The 16,290-nt window shown below is 69.7% G+C and carries 14 protein-coding genes; 6 read left to right on the top strand and 8 right to left on the bottom strand.

What is annotated here, in order from left to right; translation table 11 throughout:
* Positions 1-40 precede the first annotated feature (40 nt).
* Positions 41-1,246 (bottom strand): M20 metallopeptidase family protein, encoded by a 1,206-nt coding sequence (locus PSS76_RS03530; RefSeq protein WP_013417310.1) that lies wholly within the window; start codon positions 1,244-1,246, stop codon positions 41-43.
* Positions 1,247-1,341: 95 nt separating this feature from the next.
* Between PSS76_RS03530 and PSS76_RS03535 the strand changes: the two genes are divergently transcribed.
* Positions 1,342-2,388, top strand: coding sequence for an Lrp/AsnC family transcriptional regulator (locus PSS76_RS03535; protein ID WP_064079036.1), 1,047 nt, complete (start codon positions 1,342-1,344; stop codon positions 2,386-2,388).
* On the opposite strand, the gene PSS76_RS03540 is transcribed toward PSS76_RS03535, so the two are convergent.
* Positions 2,389-3,150 carry an IclR family transcriptional regulator gene (locus PSS76_RS03540; protein WP_013417308.1) on the bottom strand — a complete coding sequence of 254 codons (762 nt, stop codon included), beginning with the start codon at positions 3,148-3,150 and terminating at the stop codon, positions 2,389-2,391.
* Positions 3,151-3,219: 69 nt separating this feature from the next.
* Here PSS76_RS03540 and PSS76_RS03545 point away from each other — a divergent pair, with 69 nt between their 5' ends.
* From PSS76_RS03545 to PSS76_RS03565, 5 genes are all read left to right on the top strand, one after another.
* Positions 3,220-4,044, top strand: a complete 825-nt coding sequence (locus PSS76_RS03545; RefSeq protein WP_005517395.1) for a 2-keto-4-pentenoate hydratase — start codon at positions 3,220-3,222, stop codon at positions 4,042-4,044.
* The gene (locus PSS76_RS03550) at positions 4,041-4,985 is read left to right on the top strand and encodes an acetaldehyde dehydrogenase (acetylating) (protein WP_005517396.1); all 945 of its coding nucleotides are present in this window, start codon (positions 4,041-4,043) and stop codon (positions 4,983-4,985) included. The genes PSS76_RS03545 and PSS76_RS03550 overlap by 4 nt, the downstream gene beginning before the upstream one ends.
* Positions 4,982-6,013, top strand: coding sequence for a 4-hydroxy-2-oxovalerate aldolase (gene dmpG / locus PSS76_RS03555; RefSeq protein ID WP_005517397.1), 1,032 nt, complete (start codon positions 4,982-4,984; stop codon positions 6,011-6,013). Before PSS76_RS03550 ends, dmpG begins: the two co-directional genes overlap by 4 nt.
* A 113-nt stretch (positions 6,014-6,126) precedes the next feature.
* Positions 6,127-6,843 (top strand): maleylpyruvate isomerase family mycothiol-dependent enzyme, encoded by a 717-nt coding sequence (locus PSS76_RS03560; protein WP_064058521.1) that lies wholly within the window; start codon positions 6,127-6,129, stop codon positions 6,841-6,843.
* A gap of 89 nt (positions 6,844-6,932) precedes the next feature.
* Complete coding sequence (locus tag PSS76_RS03565; protein ID WP_064076232.1) at positions 6,933-8,234, top strand: HNH endonuclease signature motif containing protein; 1,302 nt, start codon at positions 6,933-6,935, stop codon at positions 8,232-8,234.
* 109 nt (positions 8,235-8,343) lie between these two features.
* Here the strand turns inward: PSS76_RS03565 and hutG are convergent, their stop codons facing one another.
* The 6 genes from hutG to hutH form a co-directional block, all read right to left on the bottom strand.
* On the bottom strand, positions 8,344-9,309 hold the full coding sequence (gene hutG / locus PSS76_RS03570) for a formimidoylglutamase (RefSeq protein ID WP_005517400.1): 966 nt from the start codon (positions 9,307-9,309) through the stop codon (positions 8,344-8,346).
* 21 nt (positions 9,310-9,330) lie between these two features.
* Positions 9,331-10,524 (bottom strand): imidazolonepropionase, encoded by a 1,194-nt coding sequence (gene hutI / locus PSS76_RS03575; RefSeq protein WP_064058519.1) that lies wholly within the window; start codon positions 10,522-10,524, stop codon positions 9,331-9,333.
* A gap of 57 nt (positions 10,525-10,581) precedes the next feature.
* A complete protein-coding gene (locus PSS76_RS03580) occupies positions 10,582-12,024 on the bottom strand; it encodes a purine-cytosine permease family protein (protein ID WP_037084861.1) in 1,443 nt (480 codons plus the stop codon).
* 180 nt (positions 12,025-12,204) lie between these two features.
* A complete protein-coding gene (locus PSS76_RS03585; protein WP_084866272.1) occupies positions 12,205-13,569 on the bottom strand; it encodes an FAD-binding oxidoreductase in 1,365 nt (454 codons plus the stop codon).
* A 32-nt stretch (positions 13,570-13,601) separates the two neighbouring features.
* Positions 13,602-14,678 (bottom strand): histidinol-phosphate transaminase, encoded by a 1,077-nt coding sequence (locus PSS76_RS03590; protein WP_064076231.1) that lies wholly within the window; start codon positions 14,676-14,678, stop codon positions 13,602-13,604.
* The gene (gene hutH / locus PSS76_RS03595; protein WP_064076230.1) at positions 14,675-16,234 is read right to left on the bottom strand and encodes a histidine ammonia-lyase; all 1,560 of its coding nucleotides are present in this window, start codon (positions 16,232-16,234) and stop codon (positions 14,675-14,677) included. Before hutH ends, PSS76_RS03590 begins: the two co-directional genes overlap by 4 nt.
* Positions 16,235-16,290: the final 56 nt, after the last annotated feature.

The following is a 16,290-nucleotide window of genomic DNA, read 5'->3' on the forward strand; positions in this document are numbered from 1 at the left end:
CCTCGGTCCGCACGAGGGGAACGTGCGGACCGAGGGCCGTTCACGCTGCGCTGTCGACCGCGGCGAGCCGCCGGAGCGCGAGTTCGCTGTAGAGCGCGGCGCCGTCGCCCAGGACGGCGTCGTCGAATTCCGCGAGCGGCGAGTGGTTGAACGCGGCCGCCCTCGGATCCCGATCCGCGGGGCAGGCGCCGAGGAACACGAACGCTCCCGGAATCTCGTTCAGAACGCGCGAGAAGTCCTCGGACGCGGCCGCCGGCTGCGGCTGCCAGGCGAAGCGCTCGGGGCCGTGGACCTCGGCGACGACGTCGGCGACGAACTGCGTCTCGGTGTCGTCGTTGACGGTCACCGGGTACTGCTCGTCGTAGTCGACGTCCACCTCGAGCCCGTGCGCGGCGGCGATTCCCCGGCACACCCGGGTGATGCCGTCCCGGACCTTCGCCTGGTTCTCGGGGGAGAAGGTGCGCACGGTGATGTCGAATCGGGCGTCGTCGGGGATGACGTTGGCCGCGGTGCCGGAGTGGAACGAGCCGACCGTGAGCACGACCGGGTCGAACGGGGGGAATGTGCGGGTCGCGAAGGTCTGCAGCGCGGTCACCATCTCGCACGCCGCGGGAATCGGGTCGAGGGCCGCGTGAGGTGACGACCCGTGGCCACCGCGGCCCAGGACGCGCACGGTCGCAACGTCACTCGCGGCCATCAACGGGCCCTTGCGCGTGACGAACACGCCGCCTGGGGCTCCCGACGCGCTGACGTGCAGGCCGTACGCGGCCACCGGGCGCGACCCCGACGCCTCGAGCACACCCTCGGCCAGCATGTGCCCGGCGCCGTCGTAGCCCTCCTCGCCGGGCTGGAACATGAACACGACGTCGCCCGCGAGGTGCTCGCGCCGCGCCGACAGCAGGTGGGCGGCGCCGACGAGCATCGAGGTGTGCAGGTCGTGCCCGCACGCGTGCATGTGGCCGGGAACCGTCGAGGCGTAGTCGACGTCGGCACGTTCGCCCACCGGCAACGCGTCCATGTCGCCGCGCAGCAGGACCGTCGGTCCGGGTCGGCCGCCGCGCAGTACCGCGGTGACCGACGTCAGTGCGGTGCCGGTGCCGACCTCGAGCGGCAGACCGTCCAGTGCGGCGAGCACGCGCTCCTGTGTGCGCGGCAGGTGCAGACCGACCTCCGGTGCAGCGTGCAGCTCGCGGCGCAGCCGGACCAGATCCCCGTGCAACTGCTTGGCGTCCTCGGTCAACGACACTGGCGTCTCCTCTCCTCGCGGTGTGCCGCGTCGGCGCGGCTGAGGCATGATGCCCATGACGTGCGTCACAATCATCGAAACTGCAGGATTTTGTCGTGAGGAACGAATCGGTTCAGGAATCTGATGTTCTGGACGAGCTGGACCTGAGCCTGATCAACACCCTTCAACTCGGGCCGCGAGCGCCGTGGGCGCAGATCGGTGCCGCGCTGGGAGTCGACCCGGTGACCGCCGCCCGCCGCTGGTCCCGCCTGGTGGAGAGCGGGTCGGCGTGGGTCACCGCCCACCCGGCGGGTCCGCAGACGGCGGCGCTGATCGAGATCGAGTGCGTGGCCGGTCAGGTGCTGCAGACCGCGGAGATCCTGGTGCGGTGGCCCCACGTCCTCACCGTCGAGCACACCAGCGGCGCCCGCGACCTGCTCCTCACGGTGAGCGTCGAAAGCCTAGCGGCACTGTCGGATCTATTGCTGCGCGCAATCGAGAAGCTGCCCGGAATCCGTTCCACCCGAACGCACCTCGTGATCCGCCCGTACGCGATGGGTGGGGACTGGCAGCTGCGGGCGCTCGACTCCGACCAGCGGGCACACCTCGACGGCCGCGGCCCACGCACGACGGGCACACTGCGTCCACTGGACGACGCGGACCGGGCGCTCATCGCGTGCCTGTCCCGGGACGGCCGGGCGTCGCTCACCGCTCTGGCCGCGGAACTCGGCTGCAGCGTCAGCACCGCGCGCCGCCGGGTGCGTGTCCTGCTCGAGCGGCACTCGCTGCTGCTGCGGTGCGACGTGGCACAGCCGCTGTCGGGTTGGCCGGTGTCGGTGTGGATGTGGGCGCACGTGCCGGTGGACGAGTGCGACGCCGTCGCGCAGCGCCTGATCGAACTGCCGGAGACCCGCGCGTGCCTCGTCCTGACGGGGGCGCCGGCCAACTTCTTCTACTCGGTGTGGGTGCGGTCGCTCGAAGACGTCCACCGACTCGAACAGCTCCTGCGGCGGACGGTGCCGTCGCTCGAGATTCTCGACCGCACCGTCACGCTGCGCTTCTTCAAACGGATGGGACGCGTCCTCGACGAGTCCGGACGCAGCGTCGAGGCCGTCCCGATGGATATCTGGTCGGATCCGGTCGCGAACGCCGAAGGCGTGTGATCAGCGCAGGCGCGCTCGACGCGACATCGTGCTGCGCAGCCCCTCGGCGGCGGCCCGGACTGCGGCGACCTGGCTTTCGGGCCGGTACCGGTTGGTGGGTCCGGTGACGCTGATGGCCGCGACGATGTGGTCGTCGGCCCCGAACACCGGCGCGGCCACGCACGCGATTCCCAGCGCCGACTCCTCGCGTTCGAACGCGACACCGGTCTCGACCACCTTGTCGAGCTGGGTCTGCAGGATGCCGGGCGCGACGATCGTGTGCGGCGTCCGCCGGACCAGCGGCGCCGACAGCACCTCGCGGCGCAGGTCCGGTTCGCAGTGGGCGAGCAGTGCCTTACCGATCGCGGAACAGTGCAGCGGGATGCGGCCGCCCGTCCGGGACGGGGAGATCGCCTGGCGGTGACCGCCGATCTTCGCGACGTAGACGACGTCGTGTCCGTCGCGGACTCCGAGGTGCACGGTCTCGTGGCTACGCTCGTAGAGGTCCTGCAGGAACGGCATCGCCATCTCGAGCAGACTGCGTTCGAGCGATGCGAGCATCCCGAGTTCGAACAGCCCACCGCTGAGCCGATAACCGCCGTCGACACGGTCGAGGAGCCGGTTCGCCACGAGCTCGCCGGCGAGCCGGTGCACCGTCGCTTTGTGCAGGCCGGTGCGCCGCACCAGCTCGGCGAGGGACACGACATTGTCCTCGGGGCGGTAACTGCGCAGGATCGCGACGGCCTTGCCGAGGACCGTGTCGAGGTTCGCCGCACCGGTCACCCGACAAGCGTATCGCTGAGCGAGACGGAAGGTTGGCCTCGGGCGGTTCCGCCCAGCACAGTTAGCGTCATGACCCAGTCCACGAACTCCACCGCGGTGAGCGAGTCCGCTATCGCCGCTGCCGCGGAGCGCCTCGCGTCGGCCGCCGCGGCCGGTGTGCCCTGCGCGCCGATCCGTGACCTGATCGGCGCCGACGACCTCGTTGCCGCGTACCAGGTGCAGGAACGCGTCAACGACCTCCGGATGAAGGCGGGCGCCGTCGTCGTCGGCCGCAAGATCGGTCTGACGTCGGTCGCCGTCCAGCAGCAGCTCGGCGTGAACCAGCCCGACCTCGGCGTCCTCTTCGACGACATGCAGTACGCCGACGGCGACGACGTCCCGATGAGCGTGCTGATCCAGCCGAAGATCGAGGGCGAGGTCGGCTTCGTACTCGGCGCCGACCTGGTCGACGGCCCGCTCGATGCCGCGCAGGTGCGCGACGCGATCGAGTACGCGGTCGCCGCGCTCGAGATCTGCGACAGCCGAATCGAGAACTGGGACATCCGCTTCGGCGACACCGTCGCCGACAACGCGTCGTCCGGCGTCTACGTCCTCGGCACGCAGCGCCGCACGCTCGACGAGTTCGAGCCCAAGGACGTCGTCATGTCGATGGCCGTCGACGGCCGGGAAGTCTCCTCCGGCAACGGCGAGGCCTGCCTGGGCGACCCGATCGAGGCCGTCGTGTGGCTCGCCCGCACGGCCCGTGAGCTGGGACAGCCGCTGCGCGCCGGTCAGGTCATCCTGTCCGGTGCCCTCGGCCCCATGGCGCCGGTCCAGGCCGGCAACGTCGTCACCGTCTCCGTGTCCGGACTCGGTGTCGTGACCACACGTTTCAAGGAAGGAACCGAGGCATGAGCAAGGTCAAGGTCGCGATCATCGGATCCGGCAACATCGGCACCGATCTGATGATCAAGGTGCTCAACCACTCCGATCACCTCGAGATGGGCGCGATGGTCGGTATCGACCCGGCGTCGGACGGTCTCGCGCGCGCCGCGTCCATGGGCGTGCCGATCACCGCAGAGGGTGTCGAGGGCCTCGTCGGCCTCCCCAACTTCGACGAGATCGACATCGTCTTCGACGCGACGTCGGCCAAGGCCCACGTCGTGAACGACGCGCGTCTGCGTCCGCTCGGCAAGCGCATGATCGACCTCACCCCCGCCGCGATCGGCCCCTTCGTGGTGCCGGCCGTCAACGGCGACGAGCACATCGACGCTCCGAACGTGAACATGGTGACCTGCGGTGGCCAGGCCACGATCCCGATGGTCGCGGCCGTCTCCCGGGTCGTCCCGGTCGCCTACGCCGAGATCGTCGCTTCGATCGCGTCGAAGTCCGCCGGCCCCGGCACCCGCGCCAACATCGACGAGTTCACCGAGACCACGTCGAGCGCGATCGTGTCCGTCGGTGGCGCCAAGCGCGGCAAGGCGATCATCATCCTGAACCCGGCCGAGCCGCCGCTGATCATGCGCGACACGGTCTTCTGCCTGGTCGACGCTGCGGACCCGGCCACCCATGACCAGATCCGCGAGTCGGTCGCGAAGATGGTCGGCGACGTCGCCGCCTACGTTCCGGGCTACCGCCTCAAGCAGCAGGTCCAGATCGCCGAGATCCCCGCGGACCAGCCGGTCGAGACCCTCATCGACGGCGGCAACCGCCCGACCCACCAGGTGTCGATTTTCCTCGAGGTCGAGGGCGCAGGACACTACCTGCCCGCCTACGCAGGCAACCTCGACATCATGACCTCTGCCGGCCTGCAGATCGCTGAGCGCATCGCCCAGAAGAAGGAAGCCACCCGATGAGCACCAACCCCACCATCTTCGTCCAGGACGTCACGCTGCGCGACGGCATGCACGCAGTGCGCCACCGCATCTCGCCGGAGGACGTCAAGCGGATCGTCAAGGCTCTCGACGAGGCCGGCGTCGACGCGATCGAGGTCGCGCACGGTGACGGTCTGGCTGGCGGCTCCGTCAACTACGGTCCGGGCTCCAACACCGACTGGGAGTGGATCGAGGCTGCGGCGGAGGTGCTCGAGCACGCCCGCCTGACCACCCTGCTGCTGCCGGGTGTCGGCACCATCGAGGAGCTCAAGCACGCCTACAAGCTGGGTGTGCGCTCGGTCCGCATCGCGACGCACTGCACCGAGGCCGACGTCTCCGCGCAGCACATCGAAACGGCCCGCGAGATCGGCATGGACGTCTCCGGCTTCCTGATGATGAGCCACATGGCTCCCGCCGAGGAGCTGGCCAAGCAGGCCAAGCTGATGGAGTCCTACGGCGCACACTGCGTGTACGTCACCGACTCGGGCGGACGCCTGACGATGAACGGCGTCCGGGACCGCGTCCGCGCGTACAAGGACGTGCTGAACGAGGGCACCGAGATCGGCATCCACGCCCACGAGAACCTCTCGCTGTCGGTGGCGAACAGCGTCGTCGCCGTCGAGGAAGGCGTCTACCGCGTCGACGCATCGCTCGCCGGTCACGGTGCCGGTGCCGGCAACTGCCCCATCGAGCCCTTCATCGCCGTCGCCGACCTGCACGAGTGGAAGCACGGCTGCGACGTCTTCAAGCTGCAGGACGCGGCCGACGACATCGTCCGCCCGCTGCAGGACCGCCCGGTCCGCGTCGACCGCGAGACCCTCACCCTCGGCTACGCGGGTGTGTACTCGAGCTTCCTGCGCCACGCGGAGGCCGCGTCGGCTCGCTACGGCATCGACGTTCGCACCCTGCTGCTCGAGGCCGGCAAGCGCAAGCTGGTCGGTGGCCAGGAGGACATGATCGTCGACATCGCGCTGAACCTCGTCGCCGAGCGCGAGGGCCAGAGCGCCTGATCCGACGGCAGATCCCACTCGGGCGCCGTGACCGAATCGGTCACGGCGCCCGAGTTGTCTCTCGGGTGGGGCTACGGTCGAGGGAGCAGGACCCCCGTCGAGTAGGAGCGTTCGTGACCTTCAACGATCTGGATCTGGCCGAGCGCCTGGATATCGCGCGAGACGGCACCGCGTACTTCGCACAGAAGCTGGCGGAGCTGTCGGACGAGGAGATGTCCGGTCCGAGCCTGCTCGACGGGTGGACGCGTAAGCACCTTGTCGGGCACGTCGGCTACAACGCCGCCGCGTTGTGCCGGCTCCTCGACTGGGCGGCCACCGGGGTGGAGACACCGATGTACGAGTCGGTGGAGCAGCGGGGACGCGAGATCGACGAGGGCGCAACGCTCAGCGCCGGGTCGTTGCGAAACCTGTTCGTCGAGAGGGCAGCTCAACTCGACGAGAAGTGGCGCGCGCTCCCGGACGCCGCCTGGGACGCCGAGGTGCGGACGGCGCAGGGGCGGACGGTGCCGGCGTCGGAGACGGCGTGGATGCGCAACCGCGAGGTGTGGATCCACGCGGTCGACCTCGGCAACGGTGGACGGTTCGAGGACTTCCCGGACGTGGTGCTCGGCTCGCTTCTCTACGACATCGTCGGCATGTGGCGACGCAAGGGCGAGGGTTCGGGGCTGGTGCTCGAGGTGGACGATCGGCGGTTCGTCGTGGTCGAGGACGGTCCGCCGGTCACCGACATGGTCGCGGGACCGCTTGCCGCCGTGGTGCGCTGGGCGTCGGGCCGCGGCGCGAGCGGCCTCACCGCCGGCAGCGAACTGCAGCCGCCGCGCTGGCTCTGAGGCGCCCGAGCCTGCAGGCTGTCCAGGACTTCGATCGACACTTCCGGGCGGGCCTTGACTCGAACATGAGTTCGAACTAGGGTCGTGTCATGAATCCGGGGGGACTCAACAATTCGGGCATCGCGGCCACCGCGCTGCAGCCTGCCGAGGTGCGTCGACTCGTCGAACCCGACCTCGTGCGGTCGGTGATCGAGATGTCTCGCGAGATCGAACGGCTGGAGGCCCTCAGGGCCGTCGCGGTCGCCGAAATCGATGAGCGTGCAGTCTCGTTCGACACCCTCGGCTTCCGAAGTGTCAAGCAGTGGCTGGCTGCGAACACGTTGCTGGAAGTGCCGGCCGCGGCACGGATCCTCGCGTTGGGCCGGATGCTGGCCAGGCAGCCCGAGATCGCCGACGCGTTCAATGCCGGAGATATTTCGGCCGAGCATGCGGCGTTGATCGGGAAGTTCTGCGAGACCCCGCCGCGCGGCATGCCGAACGAAGCGCTTGGTTCGTGCCGGAAGGTGTTGCTGGACGCCGCGTCCGGTCCCGCCGCGACCACTACGACCGTCCGCACCTGCATCTCGCGGTTGGAGCGGATCTTCGAATCCGACGAACTCCCGCCCAGCGAAGACACCGAACGTAACGAGTTCCACGCCTCGAAAACCCTGAACGGACGCGTCGCGGTCAAGGGTGATCTCGATGCGGTGACCGGCGAGATGCTGCTGACCGCGCTGTCGGCGTTGACGAAGCCGCGCAACCCGATGGACGACCCGGCCGGTGCCCGTACGCCGGCACGGCAGCGCGCGGACGCGTTCGCCGAAATCCTGCGCCGCTACCTCGACTCCGGCGACGCCCCCACCGAGGGTGGCGAGCGGCCCCACCTGTCACTCCATGTGAACGCCGCCGACCTTGCCCGCAGCGAGTCGGCTCACGAGTGGACGCACACCGGTGAAGGGTCGGACCTGTTCGGCGACAAAGACATCGCACGCCTACCCCACACCGGGCCACTGTCCATCGCCACTGCCCGCCGGATCGCGTGCGACTGCCACCTCACCCCCATCGTCATGGACGACGGCGTCCCCTTGAATCTGGGCCGCAGCAGTAGGACGGTGTCGAAGAAGCAACGGCGGGCACTCATCGCCCGTGACCACGGCTGTGCCTTCCCCGGCTGCGGCACAGCACCCGCACACTGCGAAGGCCACCACGTAAAGCATTGGGCAGACGGTGGACCCACCGACCTCGACAACCTCGTCCTACTCTGCCGCTACCACCACACCTTGCTGCACCACAGTCACTGGGACGTGAAAATCGGCGCCGACCGGCACCCGTGGTTCACCCCACCGAGCACCGTCGACCCCTACAAGAAACCCATCCCCGCCCACAACCGCGCGGGACCACACGCGGCCTGACCGCGACAACGGCACGAACTGCCGCCCGAAACCACTGAAGCCGGCACCCTGCAAGAGGGTGCCGGCTACAGGGGAGGGGGAAGAGCGGCTGAGCGGCGACAGGCCCGTTTCAGGCTGTCGGCGGAACGTGCCCGGTGACGATGCGGTGGATCAGCCGCGCCGCAGTCCGGGCGGTGCGGTTGTCGACGTCCAGGCACGGGTTGAGTTCGGCGACATCGACGACAGCGAGCTTGCCGCTCGCGCTCACCCGATCACACACGTGCTGGATGATCTCGAGCGGAACGCCGTAAGCGGCGGGCGCGCTGACACCCGGTGCGACACCGGCGGGCAGGACATCGAGATCGATCGTCAGGTAGACGATGTCGACGTCGCCCAAGAAGTCGGTGAGGAACTCGTCGACCCGGGCGCGATCGGCGACACCGCAGTGATCGTCCAGGAGGTACCGGACCCCAAGGCGGTGCGCAGTGTCGAACAGCACGTTGGTGTTGCTGGGCTGGCTGATGCCGATGACGTCGTACCGGTGGCTGGTACCCGCAGCCTCCTCGGCCTCGGCGATCTGGCGGAACGGCGTCCCGGAACTCGGGATCGGGTCACTGCGCAGATCGAAGTGGGCGTCGAGGTTGAGGATGCCCAGACGCGGATGCTGCTGCCGCAGCGCCGATCCGGCGACACCCAGGTAGGTGCCGTACGCGACCTCGTGGCCGCCGCCGAGGACCACCGCGAGCCGTCCGGAGTCGAGTGCCGTCGTCACGGCGCGGCCCAGCGCGTCCTGGCCTTCTTCGAGCCGGTCGCCCGTCACGGCGACGGTGCCCGCATCGGACAGCGCCGTCTCCTTCTCCAGGGCCATCGAGGACAGCGCCTTGCGGAGCGCATCGGGTCCGGCAGCGGCGCCCTGGCGTCCCTTGTTGCGGCGCACGCCCTCGTCGCTGGCGAATCCGATGAGGACCGTGCCGGGGCCCGCGCCGGGACGGTAGGGGGTGACGGCCTGATGCCAGCGAAGATGCTCGGGCCCGAGACCGTCGGTGCGTCCCGACCACGGCCGGGGAGCGATGTCGACGTCGATGTTGTTCGTCATGTCAGCTACCTGCTCCCTCGATCAGTTCGTGGTCGTCGCGAGGACGCCGTCCTTGAACACTTCACGAACCAGCGGCACACCGGGACGGTAGGCGAGATGCAGGTACGACGGGGCATCGAGCGCGATGGCGTCGGCGCGGGCGCCGATCCGCAGGCTGCCGACGTCGTCGCGGCGCAGCGCCTTCGCGCCGCCCGCGGTGGCCGCCCACACGGCCTCGGCCGGGGTCATGTGCATGTCCCGGACAGCGATGGCAATGCAGAACGGCAGGCTGGTGGTGTAGCAGGTACCGGGATTGCAGTCCGCACCCAGCGCGACGGTGACGCCCGCGTCGATCAGCGCGCGGGCCCCGGGGTACTGGTTGCGGGTGGAGAAGTCGGCCCCCGGCAGCAGGGTCGCCACCGTCGAGCTGCCGGCGAGGGAGTCGATGTCGGCGTCGGTCACGTAGGTGACGTGGTCCACCGAGGCCGCCCCCATCTCGACGGCCAGTTGCACGCCGGGGCCCTCACCCAGCTGGTTGCCGTGCACGCGGGGGATCAGACCGTGCGCGACACCGGCGGCGAGGACCGCGCGGGACTGCTCGACAGTGAACGCGCCGCGCTCACAGAACACGTCGATCCACTTCGCGTACGGGGCGCATGCCGGAATCATCTCGTCGACGGCCATGGTGACGTACTCGTCGCCGCGGCCCGCGTACTCGGGCGGCGGGACGTGCGCGGCCAGCAGCGTGACCTCGTCGGTGAACCGGCCCGCGACCTGCACGCTGCGCAGCTCGTCCCGGGTGCTCTGGCCGTAGCCGCTCTTGATCTCGACGGTCGTGCTGCCCGAGCGCAGCGACTCGTCGAGCAGGCGTCGCACGTTCGCGGCGAGTTGGTCGTCGCTCGCGGCCCGCGTCGCCTCGATCGTGGTGCGGATGCCGCCGGCCGCGTACTTCTCGCCCGACATGCGCGCCGCGAACTCCTCGGCCCGCTCCCCGGCGAACACCAGGTGCGAGTGGCTCTCGACGAAGCCGGGCAGCACGGCCCGGCCACCGAGATCGAAACCGGTGTCGGCGGCCGGGGCGTCCGCGGAGTCACCGACCCACGCGACCACGCCGTCCTCGAACACCACCGCTGCGTTCTCTCGGACACCCAGCGGCCCGTCGCCCAGCGAGGGGTCGTTGGTGACGAGGGTGCCGATGTTCGTCAGTGCGGTGGTCCGGGGACCGGTCGTGGTCACGTGAGGCTCCTAGGTGACTTTTCTTCGAGGGGTGGATCGTTGATCGGGTGGCCGGGGTCAGACCCGGCTGTCGACCATCGAGGTGTGGGCGGGGTAGATCATCTCGGCCGGCGGGTTGTTGGTCCGCTTGGCGACCGGGTAGTAGATCGCACCGGTGAGCACGATGCCGACGATCCACGAGATGTCCGCGCCGCCGAGCATGTCGGTGATCGGGCCCGTGTACATCTTCTGCGCGAGGAACGGGATCTGGGCGAGCACGCCGATCGCGTAGACGATCAGGGCCGGGACGTTCCAGGCTCCGTAGCGGCCCTTGGGGTCGTACAGCGCCGGGATGTCGATGCGTTCCTTCGAGATCAGGTAGTAGTCGATCAGGTTGATCGCACTCCACGGGGTGAACACCATCAGCAGCACCAGGACGAAGTTCTTGAAGTTGTCCAGGAAGTCGGCGCTCGCGGCGATCGCGATGAACATCGAGATGACGGTGAAGCCGAGAATGTAGAACGAGCGGGCCTTGGTCGAGATCTGTGAACGGCCGTCGAACGCGGTGACGGTGGTGAGGATCGACATGAAGCCGCCGTACGCGTTGAGGACGTTGACCGTCAGCTTGCCGGTCACGATCACCAGGTAGATCAGGAACGCGATGATCGCGGGCCCGGCGAGGTCGCCCATGAAGCCGACCTGGTTGCCGAGGAAGGCGTCGCCGGCGACGGCCGCGACGAGGGCGCCGAAGGTCATCGACCACTGCGATCCGATGACGCTGCCGAGGAAGGTCGACCAGAACGTGGTGCGCTCGCTGGTCTCGCGGGGCAGGTAGCGGGAGTAGTCGGCGACGTACGGGCCGAAGGTCAGCTGCCAGCCGGCGCCGAGCGAGATCGCGAGCAGGAACGTCACGAAGTCGAAGTCGACGATGCCGACGTAGTCGAGCACGTCGTACTCGAGGAACAGGCGGATCGCCAGGTACGTGAAGCCGACGATGCCGACGACGGTCGCGATCTTGCCGACGATGTGGATCAGCTTGTAGCCGGTGACGGCGACGAACGCGGTGAGCAATCCGAAGATCACGATGCCGATCCAGGCGCTGTCGAGGCCGAGGACCTTGTTCACGGCCTGGCCCGCCAGGACCGTGCCGGTGGCGGCGAAGCCGAGGTACATCAGGATCACGAGCACGAGCGGGATGACCGCGCCCTTGACGCCGAACTGGGCGCGGCTCGAGATCATCTGCGGCAGGCCCATGCGGGGGCCCTGCGCCGAGTGGAGGGCCATCACGGCGCCGCCGAAGACGTTGCCGATCAGCAGGCCGATGATGGCCCACAGGGCGTCGGCGCCGAAGACGACCGCGAGGGCGCCGTCCACGATCGCGGTGATCTGCATGTTCGCGCCGAACCACAGCGTGAACTGGCTACGGGGCGTGCCGTGGCGCTCGTCGTCGGGAACGACGTCGATGGTGCGCCGCTCCGGGGTGAGGAGCACCTCGGAAGTGCTGCCGTCGTCGTGTGTCATTGGGTCTGCTCTTTCTGCGGTGACCGCACCCTGCGGCGGGGTCGACTTCCGGGGGTGATGCCCACCTTCTTCGATGCTTGTGCGCTGGATCACGCCATGCCGATGGGAAATGTATAGGCCTGTATATACAGGCCTGTCAACATCCAAGTTTGTATCCGGATTGTTTGTCCTGGTAACCGGTCAGAAGCCCTTCCCGGGATTCATCAGACCGAGCGGATCGAACGCGGCCTTCACCGCGCGATGGATGTCCAAACCTGTCTCTCCCACTTCGAGCGCCATCCAGCGTCGTTTCAACACCCCGACGCCGTGCTCACCTGTAAGGGTGCCACCCAGTTCGAGCGCGCGCCGGAACACCTCGTCGGCGGCGGTCCAGACGGCGTCCGGGACCGACCCGTCGGCGCGGCGGTCGAACACGAACGTGGGGTGCACGTTGCCGTCGCCCGCGTGCGCGACCGTCATCACCGTGACGTCGTGCCGGCGCGAGATCTCCTCGATCGACTCGACCATCTCCGGCAGCCGGGACCGTGGCACCCCCACGTCCTCGACCAGGCACTGTCCGAGGCGTTCGGCCGCCGGGTAGGCGAGCCGACGGATCTCGAGCAACTGGGCCGACTCGGCGGGGTCCTGGGAGAGCGCGACGAAGTCGGCACCCGCCTCGGAGAACAACCGTTCGATCGCGGCGGCGGCCTCGTCGGCATCGGGGCCGTCGGCCTGTGCGATGAGCATCGCCTCGGTGCCGGCCTCGAGACCGATGCGCTTCCACTCGTCGATCGCGACGAGTGTCGCCCGGTCGATCAGTTCGAGCAGGCTCGGTCCGATCCCCGCGCGCACCACCGCGGCGACTGCGTCCGCGGCGGACCGCAGCGACGGGAAGCTGCCGACGATCGTCGCGGGTTCCCGGGACGGCCGCGGCCGCAGGCGCACGGTCGCGCCGGTGACGATGCCGAGCGTTCCCTCGGAGCCGACGAGGAGCCCGGTGAGGTCGTAGCCCGCGACGCCTTTGACGGTGCGGTGACCGGTGTGGAGGATGCGGCCGTCGGCCAGCACCACCTCGAGGCCCAGGACGGAGTCCCGCGTGACGCCGTACTTGACGCAGCGCAGCCCGCCCGCGTTGGTGGCGATGTTGCCGCCGATCGTGGAGATCTGGAAGCTGCTCGGATCTGGCGCGTACATCAGGCCGTGCTCGGCGGCCGCCCGGTCGAGATCGGCGTTGACGACACCGGCCTGCACCACCGCCAGTTGATCCGCGGGATTCAGCTCGACGATGTCGCGCATGGCCGCGGTGGACACCACCAGGCAGCCGTCGATCGCGGTGGCGCCGCCGGCCAGTCCGCTGCCTGCGCCGCGCGGCACCACCGGAACCTTGTGCGCCGTGGCCCATTTCAGGGCCGCCGCAACGTCCTCGGTGGAGTCCGCGACGAGCACGGCCAGGGGCAGGCCGGGAACGGCCAGGTGCGCCTCGTCCCGGGTGTAGGCATCCATGACGTCGGGGTCGGTGACGAGCCGGCTCGAGCCGAGCGCGTCGGCGAGGGCGTTGAGAGACATCGGGTTTCCTCGTATCGGTCGGATCGTGGTGTTCAGCCGGCCGGCTGAGCGGTGAAGTGGTCGACTGCGGCGAGCACCGCGTCCTCGGCGTCCCGGTCTCCGACGGTCACGCGCACGCCCTCGCCCGCGAAGGCGCGCACGGACACCCCGTGCGCGACGCAGGCCGCTTCGAGTTCCGCTGCGCGGTCTCCGATCGGGATCCACACGAAGTTGCCTCCGCTGGTGGGGGTTCGGATGCCCCTGTCGGCCAGCCCGGAGCGCAGGTGCCGGCGACCGTCCCGCACCGACTCGACGATCCGGTCGGTGTGCCCGGCGTCGGTGAGCGCGGCGCACGCCGCGGCCTCGGCGACCGAACTGAGGCCGAACGGCGGGGCGGCGGCGTGCAGGGGAGCGGCGACGGCGGAGTCGGCGATCGCGTAGCCCACGCGTAGGCCCGCCAGGCCGTACGCCTTCGAGAACGTCCGCAGCACCACGACGTTCGGGTACTCGCGCAGCAGTTCCACGCCGTCGACCTGTTCCTCGGCGAATTCGCGGTACGCCTCGTCGAGGATCACCAGGACGTGCGACGGCACGCCGTCCAACAGTCGACGCACCTCGGCCCCGGTGAGTTCGGTGCCCGTCGGATTGTTCGGGTTGCACACCAGTACCGCGCGGGTTCGGGGCGTCACCGCGGCGATCATGGCGTCGACGTCGTGCCGGTGCTGCGCGTCCAGTGGTACCGGAAGGGCTGTGGCACCGGCGATCCCGATGAGAATCGGATACGCCTCGTAGCTGCGCCACGCGTGCACCACCTCGGTGCCCGGACCCGTGTACGCCGTGAGGACCTGTTGCAGCAGTGCCAGGGAACCGGCACCGGTGAGCACCGCGTCGGCCGGAACGGACAACCGCTCGGCGAGTGCCGCGACGAGGTCGTCCGCGAACAGCGTCGGATACAGGTGCCCGTGCTCGCCCGCGCGGGCGATCGCCTCGACGACGGCGGGGGAGGGGGCGATCGTGGATTCGTTGCTCGACGCCCGCCAGCGGACCGTCGCGGCGCCGGACGCCTTCGAATAGGCGGGCAGCGCATCGATCTCGGGCCGGGCCCGGGGCAGCGCGATCGTCCGGGTCACTGCAGGGCACCGATCTCGTGCTCGGCGGCGGCGACCAGCGCGCCGGAGGCGGCCAACGTCACCACCTGCTCGATCTCCGGTGCGAGGAACCGATCGGTGCCCGGCCCGGCCACCTGCTCACGCACGGCGCGGACCACCGCACCCGTCCCCGGCGCGGGCTGCAGCGGGGCACGCAGATCGATTCCTCGTGCGGCGGTGAGAATCTCGATCGCGAGGACGCGGGTGAGTCCGTCCACGGCGCGGCGGAGCTTGCGGGCGCCCGACCAGCCCATCGACACATGATCCTCCTGCATCGCCGACGACGGAATGGAGTCGACGCTCGCCGGCGCCGCCAGCCGCTTGAGTTCGGAGACGATCGCGGCCTGCGTGTACTGCGCGATCATCAGGCCGCTGTCCACACCCGGGTCGTCGGCGAGGAAGGGCGGCAGTCCGTGGTTGCGGGCGACGTCGAGGAACCGGTCCGTCCGGCGCTCGCTGACGCTCGCGACGTCGGCCGCGACGATCGCGAGGAAATCGAGGACGTACGCCACCGGCGCGCCGTGGAAGTTGCCGTTGGATTCCACTCGGCCGTCGAGCGTGACGACGGGATTGTCGACGGCGGAAGCGAGTTCACGGTTGGCGACCGTACGGGCGTGCTCGACGGTGTCGCGGGCACCACCGGCCACCTGCGGCGCGCAGCGCAGCGAGTAGGCGTCCTGCACGCGGGTGTCCTCGGGGCCGGCGTGGCTCGCCACGATCGGCGAATCGGCCAGCAGCCGCGCCATGTTGGCCGCCGCGGTGGCCTGGCCCGGGTGCGGGCGCAGCGCCTGCAGATCCGCGGCGAACACCCGATCGGTGCCCAGCAGGCCCTCGACGCTCATCGCGGCCGCGATGTCGGCGAGCTTGAGCAGGTGGTCGAGGTCGGTGACGGCGAGCGCGAGCTGGCCGAGCATGCCGTCGGTGCCGTTGATGAGGGCCAGGCCCTCCTTCTCGGCGAGGACGACCGGGGTGAGGCCGTGTTCCGCGAGGGCGTCGGCGGCACCCGACAGCCGTCCGTCGGCGGTACGGACAGTGCCCTCACCGGTCACCGCGAGCGCGACGTGTGCGAGCGGCGCCAGATCACCCGAGCAACCGAGGCTGCCGAACTCGTGGACCACCGGGGTGATCCCCGCCGTCAGCAGGTCGGCGTACGCCTGCGCCACCTCGGGCCGCACACCCGTGCGTCCCGTGGCGAGCGTGGACAGGCGCAACAGCATCAGCGCACGGACGACCTCGCGCTCCACCTCGGGACCGGATCCCGCCGCGTGCGAGCGGACCAGGCTGCGCTGCAACTGGGTTCGCATCTCCTGCGGGATGTGCCGGGTGGCGAGCGCGCCGAAGCCGGTCGACACGCCGTACACCGGGCGGGGGTCGGCGGCGAGGTCCTCGATGCGCGCCCGCGAGCGCGCGATCTCGGCGAGGGCGTCGTCGGTGAGGCGGACCCCGTGGCCGCGGCGTGCGACGTCGACGACGTCCTGGATCGTGACGGGTCCGAGGCCGACCTCGACGAGATCGGTGGATTGGGTGGTGAGCGTCATGGGGGACTCCGAAGGAAAGGTACGGCCCGGCGAACGCGGCGGCCGTGAAGATTGTG

This window comes from Prescottella sp. D32 (assembly GCF_037287305.1).
GTDB classification, from domain to species: Bacteria; Actinomycetota; Actinomycetes; order Mycobacteriales; family Mycobacteriaceae; genus Prescottella; species Prescottella equi.

What these genes read in the sequence shown, in the direction of transcription:
- hutH (WP_064076230.1), bottom strand. Translation starts at nt 16,234, where the DNA reads ATGACGCTCACCACCCAATCCACCGATCTCGTCGAGGTCGGCCTCGGA.
- PSS76_RS03585 (WP_084866272.1), bottom strand. Translation starts at nt 13,569, where the DNA reads ATGTCTCTCAACGCCCTCGCCGACGCGCTCGGCTCGAGCCGGCTCGTC.
- PSS76_RS03545 (WP_005517395.1), top strand. Translation starts at nt 3,220, where the DNA reads ATGACCCAGTCCACGAACTCCACCGCGGTGAGCGAGTCCGCTATCGCC.
- PSS76_RS03565 (WP_064076232.1), top strand. Translation starts at nt 6,933, where the DNA reads ATGAATCCGGGGGGACTCAACAATTCGGGCATCGCGGCCACCGCGCTG.
- dmpG (WP_005517397.1), top strand. Translation starts at nt 4,982, where the DNA reads ATGAGCACCAACCCCACCATCTTCGTCCAGGACGTCACGCTGCGCGAC.
- PSS76_RS03580 (WP_037084861.1), bottom strand. Translation starts at nt 12,024, where the DNA reads ATGACACACGACGACGGCAGCACTTCCGAGGTGCTCCTCACCCCGGAG.
- PSS76_RS03550 (WP_005517396.1), top strand. Translation starts at nt 4,041, where the DNA reads ATGAGCAAGGTCAAGGTCGCGATCATCGGATCCGGCAACATCGGCACC.
- hutG (WP_005517400.1), bottom strand. Translation starts at nt 9,309, where the DNA reads ATGACGAACAACATCGACGTCGACATCGCTCCCCGGCCGTGGTCGGGA.